Origin of the sequence: Chryseobacterium joostei (assembly GCF_003815775.1) — a bacterium.
In the GTDB taxonomy this organism is placed as follows: Bacteria; Bacteroidota; Bacteroidia; order Flavobacteriales; family Weeksellaceae; genus Chryseobacterium; species Chryseobacterium joostei.
On the sequence record NZ_CP033926.1, the window covers coordinates 3,340,602 to 3,360,353 of the forward strand.

Below are 19,752 nucleotides of genomic sequence, written 5' to 3' on the forward strand. Positions count from 1 at the left end.
AAGCTTTTAAAAACTAATTATTTTAAAAGTTGGTTGAAAGTATCTCCTTGTCTGATATCTCCGGTATTATATCCTTTCATGAACCATTCCTTACGTTGTGCTGAAGATCCATGGGTAAAGCTTTCCTGATTAACATATCCTTGTGCTCTTTTTTGAATATTGTCATCACCCACTGCTTCTGCTGCATCTATTGCAGACTGAATATCTCCGGGTTCAAGAATCTGTTTGGAATCATTTGTACGTCTGGCCCAAACTCCGGCATAAAAATCTGCCTGTAATTCTGTAGCAACCGATACCTTGTTCATTTCTGTCTCCGAATATCTTCCGCTTCTTCTAAGGGCGTCTACTTTTTGCGTAGTCCCCAGAAGTGTCTGCACATGGTGTCCTATTTCATGAGCAAGGACATAGGCTACTGTAAATTCAGTGACTTTGGCTCCAAATCTCTGTTGAAGTTCATTAAAGAAACTCATATCCATATAAACTTTCTGGTCAGCAGGGCAATAAAAAGGTCCCATTGCAGACTGAGCAGTTCCACAAGCTGATTGTGTTGTCTCTTCAAAAAGGACTACAGCGGGTCTGGTATAGGTCATACCATTTTCCTTAAAGACTTGGTTCCAGGTTTGGTCATTCCATGTGGTCATCATGTCTACCATATCACCGATTTTTTTCTCATCGGCAGTAAGTTCTCTTTTTTCACCGGATCCTCCTGAGGTTTGTATGCTGCCGGAATTCAGTATACCGGAAGGATCACCTCCCAAAAAGAATACAATTGCAGCTATAATTAAAGTTCCGAGACCACCGCCTACAATCATACCGCCACCTCCGCCTCCGGAGCCTCTGCGATCTTCAACGTTTCCGCCTCTGTCGTCTGTCCATCTCATAGTAATATCTTTTTTGTGAATTTAAATATTTTAAGTTAATCTATAAAAATTATTAGAACAAAATGTCTAGATTTTTATCGGTTAAGCTGTTTGGTTTTCAGCCAATAAGAAGTAGATTGATATGCTGAAATAGCATCATCTACCAGCTTTTGATCTGTATTTTTTAATAGCTTTTCATCATAATAAAGCTTAAACTCAGGAGCCAAAGTGCTTTTTTCCAGTTCTAAAGAGTATTGTTTTGCCTTTTTTACTGGTGAAATGATTGTTAAACGACCATCCTTTACAAATCCTAAATCCTGATAAGTAGCAATATAAGCCTTAGGCTGGAACTCTTTTTTGAAAACATCCTGCCCTAAGAATTTAGACTGGTAATTGAAGTTCAATAATCCAAAAAGAGTAGGCATTACATCAATCTGTGACATTAATGCATCAAATTTCTGAGGCTGGATATATCCTTCCGAAAAGATCATAGCAGGAATTCTATATTTATCCATTGGAAGCTCCGTTTTTCCGGCGCTGGATGCACAGTGATCTGCAATGATCACAAAGACTGTGTTTTTATACCAATCCTGCTTTTTGGCCATATCAAAGAACAACTTTAGAGAGTAGTCTGTATATTTTACACCTCCTTCACGGGATTTTGCGGTTCCCGGGATATCAATTCTTCCATCAGGGTAAGTGAATGGTCTGTGATTAGAAACAGTCATCCAGTGATTAAAGAATGGTTTTCCGGATTTTGCTTCAGCATTCATCACCTGAATTGCTTTTCTGGCCATATCTTCATCAGCAACTCCCCAAACGTTCGCGAAAGTAATTTCTTCCGGCTTAAAGTTATTTCTGTCTACAATTCCATAGCCATTTCCTCCGAAAAAGTCCTGCATATTATCGAAATAGCTGTATCCGCCATACAGGAATTTAACATCATATCCTTTTGATTTGAATACATTTCCTGTTGTGAATTTATTTTTGTTGTCATCTCTTTTAATAATGCTTTCTCCGGCTGTAGGAGGGATGCAGAGCGTTAAAGCTTCCAGTCCGCGTACGGTTCTGTTTCCTGTAGCATAAAGATTGGTAAACATTAATGACTTTTCAGCAAGACTGTCCAGAAAAGGGGTGATCTTCTGAGTATTTCCATAATGCTCCATAAAATCAGCAGAAAGACTTTCGATGGAAATCAGAACTACATTTTTCTTCGCTTCAGGTTGCTCAGCTACAATATTCCTTGACAATGTCTGCTGTGGATATTGGCTTAGGAAGTTTTTTTCAGCCTGTTGCTGATTAAGTTGTGAATAAAACTGGAAATAATCCAGCTCATTATGGGTAAAAGCCCAGTAGAACTTAGGAAGTCCGTTGGCTTCAATTTCATCGGCAAAAACATTGTCAGATTTAATCTGCATTAGTGATGGAAGCGCCAAGAAACTTAATCCACAAAGGAGAATAAAGGATCCCAGCAGAATCATCTTTTGCTTAAAGTTGGGTAAATCCAGCAATTCATCCTTTGTTTTTTTATAAATAAACCAAGTAATGGTAAGGGTTACGATAAGGATGGCAGAGAATAAAGGAACTACAGGATAGCTTTCCATGATATTTCCAATAACCTCGTTGGTATAAATCAGATAATCTACTGCTATGAAGTTGTAACGAACTCCAAATTCATTGTAGAAGAAGTATTCACTTACTCCATTGAAAATGATGAGCAGAACATATAAAAGTAATGTGATGAAGTATAAAACATTACGTATCTTAATTCTCTGAGTAGGTAAGAAAAGCATTAATCCGAATAAAAATGTTTTTATTCCAACAAAGGTTAATGCTACTTCTGTTACAGAACCTCCATATTGTTTGAAGATATTGTTCGGAACAAGCCAGATATATAAAAAGAATAAGACGAATGCCCCAAATATAGTATACCCATAAGGTTTTTTATATTTTGAATTGGAAAGAAACAAGAAGTAGAGCGCAAGAATTGCACTGGCCAGAATGAATACAAGAATATCATTCACCAGCCCTACTAAAAGTACCTTGACAATTTCGAAAAATCCAAAACTAGCGGTAGTAATAGGATGAAAAAAGAATACGGTTCTTATTATCAATGAAATAATAAGATAAAAAACTCCTAAATATAGGAACGGTTTTACTTTTTTTAAAAACATGTATTGACTGTCTATATTAGTTTTCACAAAGATAGTTTTTGTGTAGAACTTTTAATATAAAAAAATCAAAACATAGCTTTTATTAATAAGATTTATGAGTTTTTTTAATCAGAATGAGGGCGTCAATTGAGATGAATGACCTTTGCCAAATAGTTCAACAAAAAAGGACTATTAAAAAATAGTCCTTGTGTATTGTTAAGGTGTGCAAAGGTTAAGGGTGTCCAAAACCGATATTTCCTTTTTTATCAGATAATTTCTTTTTGAAATCAATCATTCTTAATGCTGTTACTGCTGCTTCAACACCTTTGTTTCCAAGATCACCACCGCTTCTTGCGATAGACTGCTCTTTTGTATCATCTGTAAGTACACAGAAAATAGTAGGAGTGTCTGTCATAATGTTACAATCCTTAATTCCTTGTGCTACTGCGGAACATACATAATCGAAGTGAGGGGTTTCTCCACGAATTACACATCCGATAGAGATCACAGCGTCATATTTTCTTTCTTTGCAAAGCTGCATGCTTGCATAGTTTAATTCAAAAGCTCCGGGAACAGGGAAAAGTTTAATATTTTCAGGTTTTACCCCTTCTTTCTCAAGGATTTCCAAAGCTGCATCACGAAGATTGTACGTTACAAAATCATTCCACTCAGAAAAAACAATGCCGATAGAAAAATCTTCGGCATTAGTTATATGAAGTGGCTTGTAATCGGAAAGATTAACTGTTGCCATTTTTTAATAATATTTAGTCATTTCAATATAAGAATCAGACATTCCGTTGTCGTAGTCCTGATATTTCTCGTCAATTACAGAGAAGTATTTTTTAGCTTCTGCATTTTTCTTTAATCCTAATGCTACGATACCTGCTTTTCTTGTGAAGAAGTAAGTAGTATACGGATCATCAGATGCAGTCGCTGCTTTGTCTAATAATGATAAAGCTTCATCATTTTTGTTCAATCCTGATTTTGCGTCTGCCATAGCACCATATTTCATGGCTACTAAAGTTTTGTTGTCAGAAGAGAATTTATCTAAAAGATCGTAAGCTTCCTGGAATTTTCCTTCCTTGAATTTTAATAGACCAGCATTGTAAGATGCAAGCTGACCAATGCTTGTTCCAGAATATTCGTTATATGTACCTACAAAACCTGGGTTTGCAGCAGATTTCCCACCTAAAGCCTCTTTTTCTTTACCGTCTGTAAGGTTTTTCTGAGCAGCAAGGAAACTTTTCACAGCTTCAGCGTTTTTAGGAGCAACTACAAATTGTTTGTAGGCGAAGAATCCTAAAACCCCTAAAATCAAAGCTCCAAATACAACGCCTAGTGGCTTTGAGTATTTTTCAACAAATCTTTCAGTGTTTAAAGCTTCTCTGTCAAGGTCTTTAAAGAACTCAACCGTTTCTTTACCTTCTTGCTCGTTTTGAGCACTCTTTCCCAATTTTGCCATAAGTTTTTAAAAATTGAAATGCAAATTTAATTGTTTCTGAGAGATTTACAAAATACTTTGTTGGTATTATTATATAAATGTTGTGAAATTACCGTAAAAAAGCTTCAGCTCTGCTCAGGCTGACATTTCTAAAACGATTTGTTTTGTAACGATTGTCATGCTGAGCAGAGCCGAAGTGTATATTTATTTAAATCTTAATATTCCAGGATATGGTAAACGTCTGCACCAAATTTCTTTAGTCTTTCATCTCCATTCAAGCCTTTCAGACCAATCAGGAAACTGAATTGAGAAACAATAGCTCCTTGTTTTTCTACTAATTTAGCAGCAGCTTCTGTAGTTCCGCCTGTTGCTAAAAGATCATCGTGAATAAGGATTCTTTGCCCTTTTTTGATTTGTCCTTCACGGGTTTCTATTTCAGCACTTCCGTATTCCAAATCATATTTTTCTGAAATGATAGGTGGAGGAAGCTTTCCTGCTTTTCTAATTAAGATAAACGGAACCTCCAAAGCAACGGCAATAGCAATTCCGAATAGGTAACCGCGACTTTCTATTCCGCAAACTGCATCTACTTTACCTTTACTGAAAGCGGCAAGGTCTGCAATAACATCTTCGTAAAGTTTTGGATCTAAAAAGATGGGCGAAATATCCTTGAATTGTATTCCGGGAATCGGAAAGTCTGGGATATTTTCAATTGTTTCTTCTAGTTTTTTGATCAGTTCTGCTGAAGCCATTTATGGGTTTATTTTATAGCTGGAAATTTTCCAGTCTCCGTTTACATTTTTAAGTCCGAAAGTTACTTTTAAGGATGTTGTTTTACCATTCTTATCGGTAACATCATAGGTAGCGTTTACACTGGCTCCGTTAGGATTGGATGCACTTGTAGTAATGTTTTTTACACTTACATTTTTTACAGCCCCAAAACCAGAGTTTGGATTAGAGAAAGACTCGTAGCTTCCCCAGCTTGGGTTACTGGATGTTTCATAAGCTGCCTTTAAATTTTGAGAGCTTACGCTGTTTAAGAATTTGCTTACTGTATTTTTAGGATCTGCAGCCGGTTGTTTTGGTGTTGCGGGAGCTGCAGGAGTCGTTGTAGCGCCTGGTTCCGTTGTAGTAGGTATTGTTGCAGAAGGATTATTTGGATCCACTACTGCACTTGGCTGCTGTGTTACAGCTGTTGTATCAGTTTTAGGAACTGCAGGAACCTTTAAGGCAGCAGCATTTACATCCAATCCAATTTTAGACATTTTGAAAGTCTTTGCAGTGGTTTTTACCGAAACAGTGATGTCAATTTTATTATCTACAACTTTTGAAGCCGGAATAGAGGAGAATTTAAGGTTGAATCCCTTAAAGTTATTATCCTGCATCAGGTTTTTAGCGGTAGAAAGTCTTACTCCATTGCTGAATACCTCTAATGTAGCTTCCAGACCAGCACCCGTGAATGATACAGGATTTCCTGCAGCATCTACAAGTCTAGGTACAATTTGGATGGCTGTAGGTGCACCGTTTCCATCATCTCCGGTTGGTCTTGTATTAAGGCTTAATGCTCCGGCTTTTACATCATTAGGGTCACTTTCCTTAGCTTTATCATCTCCAAAGATGTTCATTTCTCCAAGAGATGGTGGGTCTGTACTTACCCATTCTATTCCGTTTTTCTGTGCAACTTCGTCAGCCAGTGTCATAATTTCAGGAACTTTCTTCCCGTTGATCAGTTTTCCAAGAGCTTTTAGCTCATTTACATCTCCATCTGCTTCTACGCCGAATGTTTTAAGGATATAAAGAGCTTCATTAAACTTAATCTGCTTAATGGTAGGTAGGCTAGAAGTCATATCATTAATACTTGACTGCAGCGTTTTAGTATTCGTAGCATCTACATGATCTTTCTTACATGCTGTAAAAAGCAACAGACTGAAAACAAGTAGAAAAGAAAACTTTTTCATTTTTATTTGGTTTGTTGCAAATTTAGTAAAACCTTTATTAATAGTAGATTTTATTTTTTGTTTTGTTTTTCCTGCAAATTACCCTTGAAAAAGCTGCTAAAGATGGTCTGCATATTAGGGAATGAAGGGTCTTGCCAGTATTGAGTTTTATAATTGCTTATTTCCGTATTGAATTTTACACTTTCCATCTTATTTTCATTGCTAAAACTGATTTCTTTGGTGTAGAAGTTTTCATAGGTAATAACTTGATTATAGTCTTTCTCGCTTTTATGTTTTAGCTTAATAAATTCTATTTCATTAAATTCAAGAAGGTCCTTGAGGGTTTTCTGAGAATTTTTTTCAAAAGCAATATTTTGAATACCTCTTAAATCAAAAAAACGGAATCCAAATAATGCAAATTCTTTTTTCTGAAGATATTCTCCTGTAAATTCTATTTCATCTTTTGAAGTCCCTTTAAGCTCTTTAATTCTTGTATTCTTCTTTTTAAATTCTTCAAGGTTGCCTACTTTTTTTAGTTTAGGAGGATTCAGTGAGCTTCCGTAGTCCCAGCTTGCTGTTTGTTTTTTTTCCTCTTTTGGATCATTCAATCTGTAAATTCTGTATTGTTCAATATTTGTACTTTTTAATTTCTTTGTTTTATTATCAAAAATATAAGTGATAATGCCATCAGCATAGCCGTTCAATTTATTGTTGACCGTGACATAGGAGTTAAAATTTCCTTTTATTAAAATGTATTTCGCGGGTTTATTATTTTTGATAACAATGGTTTCAATCTCCTTTACCTGATCATTGATTTTGATAATGGGTTGCTCAAAGTCTGAATAGGATAGGGTAGCAACGGGAAAGTTATTATAAACCAGTTGAAACTTTTCCTGTGAGGGAATTAATGATTGTTTATCAATCTTCCCATCAATATCAGAATAAGCGAGTATACTTCCATCCTTGTCAAAAACCGAAACTTTAGGGAGAGGCTTATTACTTTTTTCGGAAATGAAAGTAATGGTCTGTGCATTGGTAAAGATGGAGATCAAACTAAAAATAATGTAGAACATGTAAATTCTTTTCATAGAAGGACTTTATTTGGTGTTAAAGAATAAGACAGTTTTTAATATGAGGATGAAAAATGACTTTTCTAAAAGACAATTATTCACATCATGGCATAAAAAAAGACTGATTGTTTAACAATCAGTCTTTTCTCTTTTTATTTTGTTACAAGTCCTTAGAAAGGATACTCATAAATTTCAGATTCGTGTAAGTATGGGTTTCCTGTAGGAATCAGCTTCAATTTAGATAAAGCGGAAAGAACAGTAAACATAAACAATCCAACTACGAATAGAAGAGCTCCCAGGATTAATATAAATACTTCAGGAGTTTTCCAGTATGGTCCTACCGTTCCTGGCATTACCATGTTGAAGTAATCTAAGATGTGTCCTAAGATAACTACTACAGCCATTACTGTTACTACTTTGTAGTTTCTCTTGATGCTGCTACTTACTAATACCAATAGTGGTAATAAGAAGTTTACAATCAGCATTGGTAAGAATGTAGTACCATAGTGTTGGAATCTTCCAAAGAAGTAGTTAACCTCTTCCGGAACGTTTGCATACCAATAAAGCATGAACTGAGCAAACCATGTATATGTCCAAAGCATACTTGTAGCGAAAAGGAATACTCCTAAATCGTGTAAGTGGTTGTCATTGAACTGTGGTAAATAACCATTTTTCTTAAGATAAACACTTAATAAAATGATTACAGCAATACCACTTGAAAGGCAGCTAACCATTGAATACCAGATATACATTGTAGAATACCAGTGAGGGTCAATAGACATCAACCAGTCCCAAGCCCAAGCAGCAGAAGCAAATCCGAAGAATGCGATATATCCTACTGCCCATCTGTAAAGCATTTGATACTCAACTTTAGATTTAGTATCGTCTACTTTTTTAGACTGAGCTTTAAGTTTCCATGCGAAGAAAGAAGCACCTACTACATAGATGATCGTTCTGATAGCATAGAAAGGTATGTTTAAGAATCTTTTCTTTTCGAATAAAATTACGTCAAAGTGTGCAGATTCAGGATTCGTTAATTCCGGATCCATCCAGTGGAATAGGTGGCCATTGTGAGTGATATTTAAGATCATCATAATAACCAGAATAGCACCTCCGTAAGGAATATAAGAAGCAATAGCTTCCATTACTCTTGTAATAATAATTGGCCAACCAGCGTGGGCAGCATGCTGAATACAGTAAAAAAACAATACAGCACAGCTTACTCCAAAGAAGAACACAGCTACAAAGTGTAGCGATGCCAAAGGCTGGTTGTGGACTTGCATGGTAGCATGCTCTAGGTGAGCAGCATGGTCCTGCGGTCCAACCATTTCACTTGAGTGTGTAGGAGCGTCATGTCCAGAAGCATGAACAGCTTCCATCATGTGTTCTATTTGCTCAGTAGAAAGTCCTTTGTTCATAAAGAAACCAATACCAAACAGAACTAAACCTACAACAAGAAGTATGATAGAAGTTGATTTTAATTTTGGTGAAAAACTATACATTTCTTTTCTTATTTTTTAGTTTCGGTAGTCGTTTCAGTTGCTGGTGCCGCCGCTGTAGCTGCTGCCGGTGCTGCTGCTCCTTTTTTGAAAGCACTCATCACATACATAGCCACTCTCCATCTATCTCCTGCGTTCAATTGTCCCGCATAAGATCCCATTGCATTTCTACCGTTTGTTAATACATAATGAACAGATCCTACAGTAAGCTCTCTATCAGCATAGTTAGGTACTCCAGAGAATGCTCCTGTTTGTACAATTGGACCTTGTCCATCACCTCCTGTTCCGTGACATGCAGCACAAGTGTGGTCAAATAATACTTTTCCTCTTTCTAGATCCTTAGCTGCATTAGCCGGATTTAGAGGAGAAGCTGTCAGTTTTTTAGAAGCTTCATACCCTGCGTTGTACTCGTCAACATTCTTTGGTAATAAGCTTTCTTCAAAAACTCCATCTTTATTTTGAGGAACAGATCCTTCTACTGGAGTAAGACCTGTTGCACCATTATTTTTAACAAAAGCAGGAATTTCGTTTTCATGATCTGAATAAGCATCCTGAGCTTTCATCAATGGATCATAAGCTACCGGAAAATACATATCCGGGAAATATACCAATGGAGTGTTCTCCTTTGGTCCGCAAGAGTTAAGTAAAACTGTTGTTAAACCTAAAACTGCTGTAATTCTTAATACGTTCTTTTTCATTTTAAGCGTCTTTAACAGTTATTTCTTCAACTCCAGTTTCAATTAGCAACTGCTTTACAGATTCTACATCTTCAGTTACGAATTCCATCATGAATTTATCATCAGTAGTTCTTGGATCAGGATTCTGAGCTGGAGCTCCCGGATACATTTTGTTTCTAACTAAGAAAGTTAAAGACATCATGTGAGCTGCACAGAATACCATTAATTCAAACATTGGAACTACGAACGCAGGCATATTGTGTGCCCAGTCAAAAGCTGGTTTTCCACCAATATTCTGTGGCCAGTCATGATTCATTACATACCAAGTTACAGTAGCACCAATAGTAACACCATAAAGAGCATATAAGAATGCGGCATCAGAAATTCTAGTTTTCTTTAACCCTAAAGCCTTGTCTAGTCCGTGAACCGGAAACGGAGTATAAACCTCGTTTATTGCGATTCCTTTATCGTTGAATGCCTTAACGCCGTTCATTAAATCGTCGTCGTCAGCATAAAGTCCGTATACAATTTTAGTGGTGCTCATCTCCTTCTTTTGCTTTATAAGTTTCACCTGAGATTTTCAAAATCGATTTTAATTCAGCCTGTGCAATTACAGGGAATGTTCTTGCATATAATAAGAATAATACAGAGAAGAATCCGATAGTTCCTAAGTATACACCCACATCAATGATCGTTGGCTTAAACATTGTCCAAGATCCTGGTAAGTAGTCTCTAGAAAGGTTGATAACGATGATATCAAAACGCTCAAACCACATACCGATGTTAATGATCAATGCAACAATGAATGTCCAGATAATGTTCGTTCTAGCTTTTTTGAACCAGAAAGAAGCAGGAACCACAAGGTTACAGATGATCAATGACCAGAATGCCCACCAGTAAGGTCCTACTGCAGCACCTGGAGAAAGGTAAGTAAAGTCTTCAAATCTTGATCCGGAATACCATCCGATAAAATATTCAGTAGCATAAGCTACAGTTACCATACCACCTGTAAGAACGATTACGATGTTCATAATTTCGATATGATACATTGTGATATATTCTTCTAAGTGACAAACTTTTCTAGCAATCAACAATAGAGTCTGTACCATTGCGAATCCTGAGAAGATCGCACCAGCTACGAAGTAAGGAGGGTAGATTGTAGAGTGCCATCCTTTAATAACTGAAGTTGCGAAGTCAAAAGATACCGTTGTGTGTACCGAGAATACAAGTGGAGTTGCTAAACCTGCAAGAACCAAAGAAAGTTCTTCGAATCTTTGCCAGTGTTTTGCTTTACCACCCCATCCGAATGCTAGGAATGTATAGATTTTCTTCGTCCATGGAGTCTTAGCTCTATCTCTGATCATTGCAAAGTCAGGGATAAGTCCCATGAACCAGAATACAGTTGATACTGAGAAATACGTAGAGATCGCAAATACGTCCCAAAGTAGAGGAGAGTTAAAGTTCCCCCAAAGAGAACCGAATTGGTTTGGCAAAGGGAATACCCAATATCCAACCCAAACTCTACCCATGTGGATTACAGGGAAGATTGCTGCCTGCACAACCGCAAAGATCGTCATCGCCTCTGCAGATCTGTTTACAGACATTCTCCATCTCTGTCTAAATAATAATAATACTGCGGAGATTAGGGTCCCGGCGTGACCGATACCTACCCACCATACGAAGTTGGTAATATCCCAACCCCAGTTAATAGTTCTGTTAAGCCCCCATGCTCCAATACCTGTTCCGATAGTATAAGCGATACAGCCGAATCCGTAGATGAATAGAACTAAGGCTGCATATAATGAGATCCACCATAATTTACCTGCTCTTTCTTCGATAGGTCGTGCAATATCTTCTGTGATATCGTGATAAGTTTTGTGACCAATAATTAGAGGTTCCCTTATCGGAGCTTCGTAATGTCCTGACATTTTTTACCTATTTATTATTTAAACTTTATTTTTCTACTCTGTTTCTTACTTTAGTGTGATAGAACACGTTTGGTTTTGTTCCGATCTCCTCTAGTAAATAATATCTTCTGTTAGAAGCATAGCGCTCTCTAATTTCAGATTCTTTATCATTCATGTCTCCAAATGTCATTGCTCCAGTAGAACAAGCTTTAGAACAAGCAGTCTGGAATTCACCATCCTTCACTTTTCTTCCCTCTTTCTTAGCCTCAAGAATAGTATTCTGAGTCATTTGGATACACATTGAACATTTCTCCATTACCCCTCTAGTTCTTACAACTACGTCTGGGTTAAGTACCATTCTTCCTAAATCGTTGTTCATGTTGAAATCGAACTTATCATTTAGGTTATAAGTAAACCAGTTGAAACGTCTTACTTTGTATGGACAGTTGTTTGCACAATATCTTGTACCGATACATCTGTTGTAAGCCATATGGTTTTGACCTTGCTTACCATGTGAAGTAGCCGCTACAGGACATACAGTTTCACAAGGAGCGTGGTTACAGTGCTGACACATTACTGGTTGGAAGATTACATCCGGATTGTCTGCAGGGTGGTTTAATGCACCTCCGTCTCCGAAAGCAGTACCATACAATTCTGGTACAGCCATTCCTTCTTTCAATCCTTCGTATACTTCTACTTTTTGTCTTGAAGAATAGTAACGGTCAATTCTTAACCAATACATATCTCTAGACATTCTTACTTCTTCTTTTCCTACTACAGGAACGTTGTTTTCTGCCTGACAAGCAATGATACAAGCTCCACAACCTGTACATGAGTTCAAGTCGATAGATAAGTTGAAGTGAGGTCCATCTGTATCGTCGAAAGCATCCCAAAGGTCAATTTTTCTTGCTGGAAGAGCTCCACTGATTGTGTGGTATTCCAAAGGCTTATTCCATCCTTTGTGCTCATCATCGAAAGGTACGTTGATGAATTCAGCTAAAGGAACTTCTTTAGCAATCTCGTAACGTCCCATCAGAGTATTCTGAAGCTGGATACCTGCAAATTCATGATCTTCTCCAGTTTTTTCGATTTTCACCCCTGAAACAACAAGGTTAGAACCATCGAATAATGGATAAGCATTTACACCTGTATCTGCAGTAGCCCCTGAGTTTTTCTTACCATAACCAAGTGCAAGACCTACAGATCCTTCTGCCTGACCAGGTTGAATAAATACAGGAACATCTTTTATTGTTACTCCATTTACAGTAAGGTTTACGATAGAACCATCTAACTGCATTCTTGCATTAAGATCATTTTCAATCGCAAATTTCTCTGCATCTTTAGGAGAAATCGTCAAGTAGTTATCCCAAGACATTCTTGTCAATGGATCTGGTAATTCCTGCAACCAAGGGTTGTTTGCCTGAGTTCCGTCTCCCATTGAAGTCTTAGTATATAATACCAATTCTAATTCAGAAGCTTTGAAGTTTCCTAGTTCAGCAACAGCCTGTGCAGCATTTCCACCTGCATAAGATAATGTTGTTGAGTTAGTAGAAGCATTGATACCGTTATATAATGCTTTGTTGAAAGAAGTACCCCCTAAGATAGAAGCTGAATTAGCTTTTAAATAATCGTAGTAGTTATTAGCAGCATTATTTTTACCATTCTTCCAAACCAATAGAGATTCTTCAATCTGTCTTGATTTGTAGATTTTCTGGATTGTAGGCTGCATTAGTGAATATACGCCAGTCTGTGGTTCGATATCTCCCCAAGACTCTAACCAGTTAGCAACCGGAATAACAGCCTTAGCTGCTTTGTACATTTCATTTTTCTTATCAGCTACAGCAACTACATAAGGAACTTTTGATAAAGATTTTTTGAAATCTTCTCCTTTCGGGTGAGAGTAAATAGGGTCTACATTATTAGCGATTAATACACCAACTTGTCCACCGTTTACCCAACCTAGGAATTCCTGATATCTTGCACCGTTGAATTCTTTTAAGAAGTTTGCTTTGCCTGTGAAAGCTACTGATCCTAATTTTTGATTGATTAAGTGTGCTAAAACCTGTGCTCCTTTAGAACCATCAGCAAAAACAACAGCTTTGCTTCCTTTTGCTTTCAATTCGTTTGCAATTTCAGTTGCAGTCTTATCAGAAGTACCACCACCTACGATTGCATTGTAAACCTCAACTAAAGTTTTGTTTACAGCACTTGGCTTTAATCTGTATCTTGAGTCAGCGTTAGCACCAGTTAATGACATGTTAGATTCTACCTGAATGTGTCTCAACATGGTTGCACTTGGTTTTCTAGCCGCTGCGTAAGAAGACTCTAAGCTTGAAGCGTTATAATCTCCTAAGAAATCAGCCTGGAAAGAAACCACCAATTCAGAACCTTTAAGGTCATAGATTGGCAATGCTCTCTGTCCGAATACTTCCTGAGCAGCATCCAAAGCTGCAGAATAAGGGAAAGCATCATAAGTTACTAATTCTGCTGTAGGATATTTAGCTTTGAATTCAGCGAATAACTTTTTGAAAGTAGGTGAAGCAAAAGAGTGGGATAAAACCACAATCTTTTTGCCTGACGCTTTAGCTTCTTCCAAACCTTTAATAACAAAACTGTCTACTTTATCGAAAGTTTCGTCTTTACCGTCTAGTTTAGGCTGCTTTACTTTATCGTTATCATAAAGAGAAAGAACACTTGCCTGAGCTCTTGCGTTAGTTTTACCTAAATCACCACCAGCCGGGTTTGGTTCAATCTTGATTGGTCTACCTTCACGAGTTTTTACTAAAACACTAGCAAAGTCGAACCCATCAAAATATGTTGAAGCGTAATAGTTCGGGGTTCCTGGAATAATATCATGCGGCTTTACCACATAAGGAATCGTTTTAATTACCGGAGCTTCACAGGCAGCAAGAGTTACCGCTGCTGTAGAGAATCCTAGTAATTTTAAGAAATCTCTTCTTGAAGTACTAGAACCATTCTGTTCAGCATCTCCAAGGAAATCTTCTACCGGAATTTCTTCCTGGAACTCTTTAAGAGCCAGCTTACCATTTAAAGCTGGATCTTTAAGTTCATGAATACTTCTGAATTGTATTTTGTTTGAAGCCATTTATACTTCTAATTTTTTAGTTATTAATAATGACATTTACCACACTCAAGACCTCCAATTGCATCTACAGTGATCTTACCTCCATCTTGTGGATATTGTTTTTTCAACTTGTCGTGTAGATTCTTGAAGTACTCTTTATTATAACCGTTGTTCATATCGATTTCAGTCGTTCTGTGACATTCGATACACCATCCCATCGTAAAGTCATTAGCCATTTGAACAACATTCATTGTATCAATTTTTCCGTGACAAGCCTTACATACAACATCAATTTTGTTGTTAGGATTCTTTTTGTTGAAAGAATTGATGATCGCTTGTTCACCTGCTACTACGTGCTGAGAGTGGTTAAAGTAAACGAAGTCTGGCATGTTGTGGATTCTTGTCCATTCAACCGGTTGTGTTTTTCCTGTATACTGTTGTTTAGCAGGATCCCAACCTGTTGCTGCGTAGATCTTCTGGATTTCTCCATCATAGAATGCCTTGTCTTTTCCTGGCTCCATGTAGTGATCTGCGTTGTATTCAGAAATTGTTCTGTGACAGTTCATACAAACGTTCATAGAAGGAATCTCAGATACTTTTCCGTATTTAGCACTAGAGTGACATAATTGACAGTCAATTTTCTGTTCTCCAGCGTGGATTTTGTGAGAGAAGTAGATAGGCTGCTCAGGTTTGTATCCTTTGTAAACCCCGATCCACATTAACCAGTTCCATACTCCGTAAGCAGCAAGAATAGCAAGAATAGCTATTAATCCTTTTCCTACATAGTGGAACTTCTCATACATTTCCTTAAACGAACGAACTCTCGTTTCGTTAAGCCCGGATAGTTCGTCAGATTGGCCTAGCTTCACTAATTGTCTTAGTTTCACCAAAATCCAAACTAATAAACCAGCGATGGCTAAAAGGGAAATGATTACAATGTTTGTTGTGCTTTTGTCTGCAGGAGCTGTCGCTTCAGCGCCAGGTGCAGGAGTTGCTTCCGTCTTTTTCTCTTCCGGAGCTGGTGGATTAGTTGTGAAAGCTAAAATGTCGTCAATATCCTTATCTGTAAGATTTGGAAAGACCTGCATTTCAGTCTTGTTAAACTTTTCAAAAATCTCATTAGCGTATTTATCCCCCGAAGCTCTAAGAGCTTTGTTGTCTTTGATCCACTTGTGAAGCCAATCTTTGTCTACACCACCCTCTGTCTTTACTCGCTCTACAACTCCTTTTAATGGGGGTCCTACAACTTGTTTGTCCAGTGCGTGACATGCAGTACAATTCGCTTTGAAAAGTTTCTCTCCGTTTTTAGGATCGCCGTCTTGCCCGTAAAATGAAGCACTGGTTGATAGCAATAAGCCTATTGCGATCAACGTTTTTTTATAATGCTTTCTCCAACTAATCATTTAAATTATCTTATGTTAGTAAATTATTGAACATATCAATTCCGCAAAAATAATATTTTTAACAGAAATTTAACGGCATATAGAAAGGGGAAAATATCATTTACGTTTAATTTGTATTGATTCTAAATAACTGGTTTGGTATAGTTTTTTAATTTGTATAAATTTGCGCAAACAAGTTTAAATGAGAAATTTGATTAAAATATTTTCGATATTATCATTATTTGGTTTTTATAGTATTGAAGCACAGCAGGTTGTTAAAAAAGATACGCTTTCGGGAACGGAGCTAATCATCACTATGGATTCTAAAATAAATGCTGCCTTGGAAGGAGTTGAAGGCAAATGTTCAAAAGTTGCCGTTAATAATCCGACTAAGGATTACAACAATAATGATGGTAATATTTCTACAGGCATCAGTACGAAACCTCCAAAGATTTATGTGCCGAATAGGGAATTGACCAATGCTGAGATTTGTAAGAAAAATCCTCGTATTTTAGGGTATAAAATTCAGATTACAACAGTTAAAAGCAATGAAGAAGCTAATGAGGTTAAATCTTATTTCAGAAAGAGATTTCCTAACCTTAAAGTGGAAACGGATGCTTCTTTAAGACCTAACTATAAGATCCTAGCTGGAAGTTATTTTACAAAGCAGAGTGCTGCCAGTGATCTTTCAAAAATTAGAGAATACTTCAAGTCTGCCGTTGCTGTACAGTATAGAATTTTCTGTGCAGAAGCTAAGTAGAATTTTAAGATATAAATATAAAAAAGCTGAGAATTTTCTCAGCTTTTTTTATTTGTAATAGGTCTCCAAAAACCAAAAAAACTCTGACATTCTAAACCAATTATTGATGATAAGATAGGTGAATAATATGCTAACCGTAAGGGTTAAAAATGCTGTCATTTTTGGTGATGATCTGTATGCATAAAATAACCAGCCAATAAGCAACGGATAAACGAAAACAAAGTGTCCGCCGTAGATATATGAAGTATGAAGACCAAACCTCATTATGCAATGGATGAAGATGTCAAACAAAAATGAAAGGGCAATTATTTGAACCCATTTATTTTTAAAATTCTTAAGATAACTCCAACTTATCAATATCAATAATACAGCAATAAAAACATAAGAAAATGGGGAGGAATAAAGATCCATATACAATGCCTTAAAATCAAAGCCTTTCATGTTATGTTTGTCGGAAATTGTAAAGCTTGGAAACAAAATATTTCCTCCAAAAAAGAAAGACATGATCATGTCCCAGGTGGGCATAGATTCAACATTGGAGAACTTTTCATACTGTTGGTTGGTTTTTGAAAAAATGTTTTGATACTTAAAATCAATCCTGTTTAGATAAAGCAGGATGTAGATAACCATAGCAATTGTTCCTCTTATAATAGCATTTCCTATTTTTTTCCAATTCCTAAAAAGATTTTTTTCAAAGAATATCGGGATAAAAACCTTTACAAGGTTGGTAATGGTAAGTCCGCCAATGGTAATTGCTGCCAATGATAGTGCTGAGACTGGTATTTTTTCTTCTTTTTTGAGTTTTATGGCTGCATAATAATTATAAAGAGAAAGTAAAAATAGGGTATACGTGAAGTTCTCTGGTGTAAACGATAAAATGATATTTGTAGAAAATGCTCCAAAGAAGAATGTAATCAAAAGACTGAAGGTAAGTGGAAGTCTGATGATGTTCTTCAGGTATTTAAAAATCTGAACTATATTCAGGGTAATGATGATATTGCTGAGCCAAGCCAGTGTAAGCCTGAAAGTCATATCCATTTTTCCACCAGAAACAAATAATGAAAATTCCCTAATCCAGTTGAAGAAATAATAGGATAGAGGATGTCTTTCAAAACTGCCGCCAGTAAGCAATATAGATTTATTGTCGAAACTAAAGTAGGCATCCCATGGAATTCTACTGTCGAAAATGATTCTATAATGGATTGCAATATATGATCCCAGAGTCCCATAGCAAGTAATGAAGAATAGGAAAACTGCAAGTTCAGTATATGAGGATGGGAAAACCAACCTTAGAAAATGAATGAATTTTGTTTTGATAATAGACACGTGTCGTATTTTTTGCAAAAGTAAAATAAAAAACCACCAAAGCTGGTGGTTTTTATCAATATTGTTTTTTAACTAAGAACTACAGGAAAGAGTAGAACATCCCGTTGTGTCATCATAGCCGGATGGTCTTTTGGTAGAAAATTCAGGAAATATTTCCTCGTAAGGATTTTCAAGAGCCTTGGTAAGTTTTTGTAGCATTTCTGTATTGCCGCTGCTTATTTCTTCAATGCATTCGTAAAGCAGATAATTTCTGAGTGTGAACTTTGGATTAGATTTTTCCATCAATTTCTGGGAATCTTCTCTTGAAATTGAGTTGAGTTTTAATCGGGACTCATAATTTTCAATGAAATTTTTAAGTTTTCCAAGCTTTTCTTCGTTCAAAAAGGTGTAGGAAACCTTACTAAAGTGTTCTTTTAGGTCTAAGTCTGCTGTTATTTTTTCCAGTTGATTGAAAAATAAGGTGTAATCAAGTTCAAGTTCCTGCATTAATCCTTGCCAATTGGTGAAAAACTCTTCATCCTCTTTTTTAAGCTCATCGAATCCGAACTTTTTGCAAAGCATTGTATCATGAGCCTCCCAGAAATAAGTGCCATATTTGTTTAAGGTGTCTTCTAAAAACTTTTCATCCTTTATTAATGGGTGCAATGCATTGGCAAGCTGCCAAAGGTTCCATTGGGAAATCTGTCCTTGTTTTCCAAAAGCATATCTTCTTCCAGGTAGATCCGTTGTATTTGGAGTGAAATTCAGATCATATTCATCCATCATGGAATAAGGTCCATAATCGATGGTTAGTCCTAAAATCGACATATTGTCTGTATTCATCACACCATGTACAAATCCAACGCGGAACCATTCAACCATAAGATTTGCTGTACGGGTACAAATATTTTCAAAAAAGTCCTTATATTTTTGATTTTCCGAAGATGTGATCTCAGGAAAATAATTTTCAATAGTAAAATCTAGAAGATCCTGTAGTGTTTTATATTCTTGCTGAGCAGACACTAGTTCAAAATGACCAAAACGCAGGAAGCTTTCGGAAGTTCTTATGACAACGGCTCCCTTTTCCAGCTGTGGATTTCCATTATACATGATATCACGAACAACCTCTTCTCCAGTAAATGCCAAACTTAATGCTCTTGTTGTATGAACTCCCAAATGATACATTGCTTCACTCATCAGGTATTCTCGTACAGAGGATCTCAGTACAGCTCTTCCATCTGCATGTCTGGAGTAAGGTGTTGCGCCGGCTCCTTTCCATTGGATTTCTGTTTTTTTGCCGGAATCATTAAGGATTTCACCTGCAAGGATGGCTCTTCCGTCTCCAAGTTGTCCGGCCCAGTTTCCAAATTGATGCCCTGCATAGGCAGTAGCATAGGTTTGAACGTTTTCAGGGAGGTCATTTCCTACAAGAAAATTCAGGTCTTTCTCTTCATACTTTCCTAATCCTATTTCTTCTGAAAGGACATTGTTAAAAGCAATTAATTGAGGGCGATCAAAACCGGCAGGCTTGATGGTCGAAAATAGAACCTTAGGAGTATTTCTTTGCATGGTATTGTTAGAAAAATCTCCAGGGAATTTCTTGATGAAAGGTTGTCTGATGCTTTCGATATTCATGCTTCAAAGGTATTAATTATAAAAGAAAAGACCTTTCAAAT

Annotated in this window: 16 protein-coding genes; 1 reads left to right on the top strand and 15 read right to left on the bottom strand. The window is 36.7% G+C overall.

The genetic code is table 11. The features are described 5' to 3' along the window. Positions 1-17 precede the first annotated feature (17 nt). The 13 genes from ypfJ to EG359_RS15340 all read right to left on the bottom strand — a co-directional run bounded on the left by ypfJ (position 18) and on the right by EG359_RS15340 (position 16,032). Positions 18-881 carry a KPN_02809 family neutral zinc metallopeptidase gene (gene ypfJ / locus EG359_RS15280; RefSeq protein WP_076353010.1) on the bottom strand — a complete coding sequence of 288 codons (864 nt, stop codon included), beginning with the start codon at positions 879-881 and terminating at the stop codon, positions 18-20. A gap of 74 nt (positions 882-955) precedes the next feature. Continuing rightward, positions 956-3,034, bottom strand: a complete 2,079-nt coding sequence (locus tag EG359_RS15285; RefSeq protein WP_076353011.1) for an LTA synthase family protein — start codon at positions 3,032-3,034, stop codon at positions 956-958. Positions 3,035-3,245: 211 nt separating this feature from the next. Continuing rightward, positions 3,246-3,764, bottom strand: a complete 519-nt coding sequence (gene ribH, locus EG359_RS15290) for a 6,7-dimethyl-8-ribityllumazine synthase (protein ID WP_076353012.1) — start codon at positions 3,762-3,764, stop codon at positions 3,246-3,248. Between the two features lie 3 nt (positions 3,765-3,767). Further along, complete coding sequence (locus EG359_RS15295; RefSeq protein WP_076353013.1) at positions 3,768-4,475, bottom strand: YfgM family protein; 708 nt, start codon at positions 4,473-4,475, stop codon at positions 3,768-3,770. Between the two features lie 194 nt (positions 4,476-4,669). After that, positions 4,670-5,206, bottom strand: a complete 537-nt coding sequence (locus EG359_RS15300; protein WP_076353014.1) for an adenine phosphoribosyltransferase — start codon at positions 5,204-5,206, stop codon at positions 4,670-4,672. Next, positions 5,207-6,412: an NTF2-like N-terminal transpeptidase gene (locus EG359_RS15305; RefSeq protein ID WP_076353015.1), complete on the bottom strand. Its 1,206-nt coding sequence runs from the start codon at positions 6,410-6,412 to the stop codon at positions 5,207-5,209. Positions 6,413-6,462: 50 nt separating this feature from the next. After that, positions 6,463-7,479 (bottom strand): hypothetical protein, encoded by a 1,017-nt coding sequence (locus EG359_RS15310; RefSeq protein ID WP_076353016.1) that lies wholly within the window; start codon positions 7,477-7,479, stop codon positions 6,463-6,465. 152 nt (positions 7,480-7,631) lie between these two features. Further along, positions 7,632-8,963 (bottom strand): quinol:cytochrome C oxidoreductase, encoded by a 1,332-nt coding sequence (locus EG359_RS15315; protein WP_076353017.1) that lies wholly within the window; start codon positions 8,961-8,963, stop codon positions 7,632-7,634. 8 nt (positions 8,964-8,971) lie between these two features. Continuing rightward, positions 8,972-9,658, bottom strand: coding sequence for a c-type cytochrome (locus EG359_RS15320; protein WP_076353018.1), 687 nt, complete (start codon positions 9,656-9,658; stop codon positions 8,972-8,974). Between the two features lies 1 nt (position 9,659). After that, on the bottom strand, positions 9,660-10,181 hold the full coding sequence (locus EG359_RS15325; RefSeq protein ID WP_047376185.1) for a DUF3341 domain-containing protein: 522 nt from the start codon (positions 10,179-10,181) through the stop codon (positions 9,660-9,662). After that, positions 10,168-11,565 carry an NrfD/PsrC family molybdoenzyme membrane anchor subunit gene (nrfD, locus tag EG359_RS15330; protein ID WP_076353019.1) on the bottom strand — a complete coding sequence of 466 codons (1,398 nt, stop codon included), beginning with the start codon at positions 11,563-11,565 and terminating at the stop codon, positions 10,168-10,170. The genes EG359_RS15325 and nrfD overlap by 14 nt, the downstream gene beginning before the upstream one ends. 25 nt (positions 11,566-11,590) lie before the next feature. Further along, complete coding sequence (locus EG359_RS15335; RefSeq protein WP_076353020.1) at positions 11,591-14,650, bottom strand: TAT-variant-translocated molybdopterin oxidoreductase; 3,060 nt, start codon at positions 14,648-14,650, stop codon at positions 11,591-11,593. 23 nt (positions 14,651-14,673) lie between these two features. Next, positions 14,674-16,032, bottom strand: coding sequence for a c-type cytochrome (locus EG359_RS15340; RefSeq protein WP_076353021.1), 1,359 nt, complete (start codon positions 16,030-16,032; stop codon positions 14,674-14,676). Between the two features lie 181 nt (positions 16,033-16,213). Between EG359_RS15340 and EG359_RS15345 the strand changes: the two genes are divergently transcribed. Next, positions 16,214-16,771 carry an SPOR domain-containing protein gene (locus tag EG359_RS15345; RefSeq protein WP_076353022.1) on the top strand — a complete coding sequence of 186 codons (558 nt, stop codon included), beginning with the start codon at positions 16,214-16,216 and terminating at the stop codon, positions 16,769-16,771. Between the two features lie 48 nt (positions 16,772-16,819). Here the strand turns inward: EG359_RS15345 and EG359_RS15350 are convergent, their stop codons facing one another. Together EG359_RS15350 and EG359_RS15355 are read right to left on the bottom strand one after the other, a co-directional pair. Further along, entirely contained in the window at positions 16,820-18,097 is a 1,278-nt protein-coding gene (locus EG359_RS15350; protein ID WP_228434981.1) for a DUF6080 domain-containing protein, read from the bottom strand. Positions 18,098-18,169: 72 nt separating this feature from the next. Then, positions 18,170-19,711 carry a protein adenylyltransferase SelO gene (locus EG359_RS15355; protein WP_076353023.1) on the bottom strand — a complete coding sequence of 514 codons (1,542 nt, stop codon included), beginning with the start codon at positions 19,709-19,711 and terminating at the stop codon, positions 18,170-18,172. Positions 19,712-19,752: the final 41 nt, after the last annotated feature.

Coding starts and splice junctions, on each gene's coding strand:
- EG359_RS15300 (WP_076353014.1), bottom strand. CDS start 5,206: ATGGCTTCAGCAGAACTGATCAAAAAACTAGAAGAAACAATTGAAAAT.
- nrfD (WP_076353019.1), bottom strand. CDS start 11,565: ATGTCAGGACATTACGAAGCTCCGATAAGGGAACCTCTAATTATTGGT.
- EG359_RS15355 (WP_076353023.1), bottom strand. CDS start 19,711: ATGAATATCGAAAGCATCAGACAACCTTTCATCAAGAAATTCCCTGGA.
- EG359_RS15340 (WP_076353021.1), bottom strand. CDS start 16,032: ATGATTAGTTGGAGAAAGCATTATAAAAAAACGTTGATCGCAATAGGC.
- ribH (WP_076353012.1), bottom strand. CDS start 3,764: ATGGCAACAGTTAATCTTTCCGATTACAAGCCACTTCATATAACTAAT.
- EG359_RS15335 (WP_076353020.1), bottom strand. CDS start 14,650: ATGGCTTCAAACAAAATACAATTCAGAAGTATTCATGAACTTAAAGAT.
- EG359_RS15305 (WP_076353015.1), bottom strand. CDS start 6,412: ATGAAAAAGTTTTCTTTTCTACTTGTTTTCAGTCTGTTGCTTTTTACA.
- EG359_RS15285 (WP_076353011.1), bottom strand. CDS start 3,034: ATGTTTTTAAAAAAAGTAAAACCGTTCCTATATTTAGGAGTTTTTTAT.
- EG359_RS15345 (WP_076353022.1), top strand. CDS start 16,214: ATGAGAAATTTGATTAAAATATTTTCGATATTATCATTATTTGGTTTT.
- EG359_RS15310 (WP_076353016.1), bottom strand. CDS start 7,479: ATGAAAAGAATTTACATGTTCTACATTATTTTTAGTTTGATCTCCATC.
- EG359_RS15325 (WP_047376185.1), bottom strand. CDS start 10,181: ATGAGCACCACTAAAATTGTATACGGACTTTATGCTGACGACGACGAT.
- EG359_RS15295 (WP_076353013.1), bottom strand. CDS start 4,475: ATGGCAAAATTGGGAAAGAGTGCTCAAAACGAGCAAGAAGGTAAAGAA.
- EG359_RS15315 (WP_076353017.1), bottom strand. CDS start 8,963: ATGTATAGTTTTTCACCAAAATTAAAATCAACTTCTATCATACTTCTT.
- ypfJ (WP_076353010.1), bottom strand. CDS start 881: ATGAGATGGACAGACGACAGAGGCGGAAACGTTGAAGATCGCAGAGGC.
- EG359_RS15320 (WP_076353018.1), bottom strand. CDS start 9,658: ATGAAAAAGAACGTATTAAGAATTACAGCAGTTTTAGGTTTAACAACA.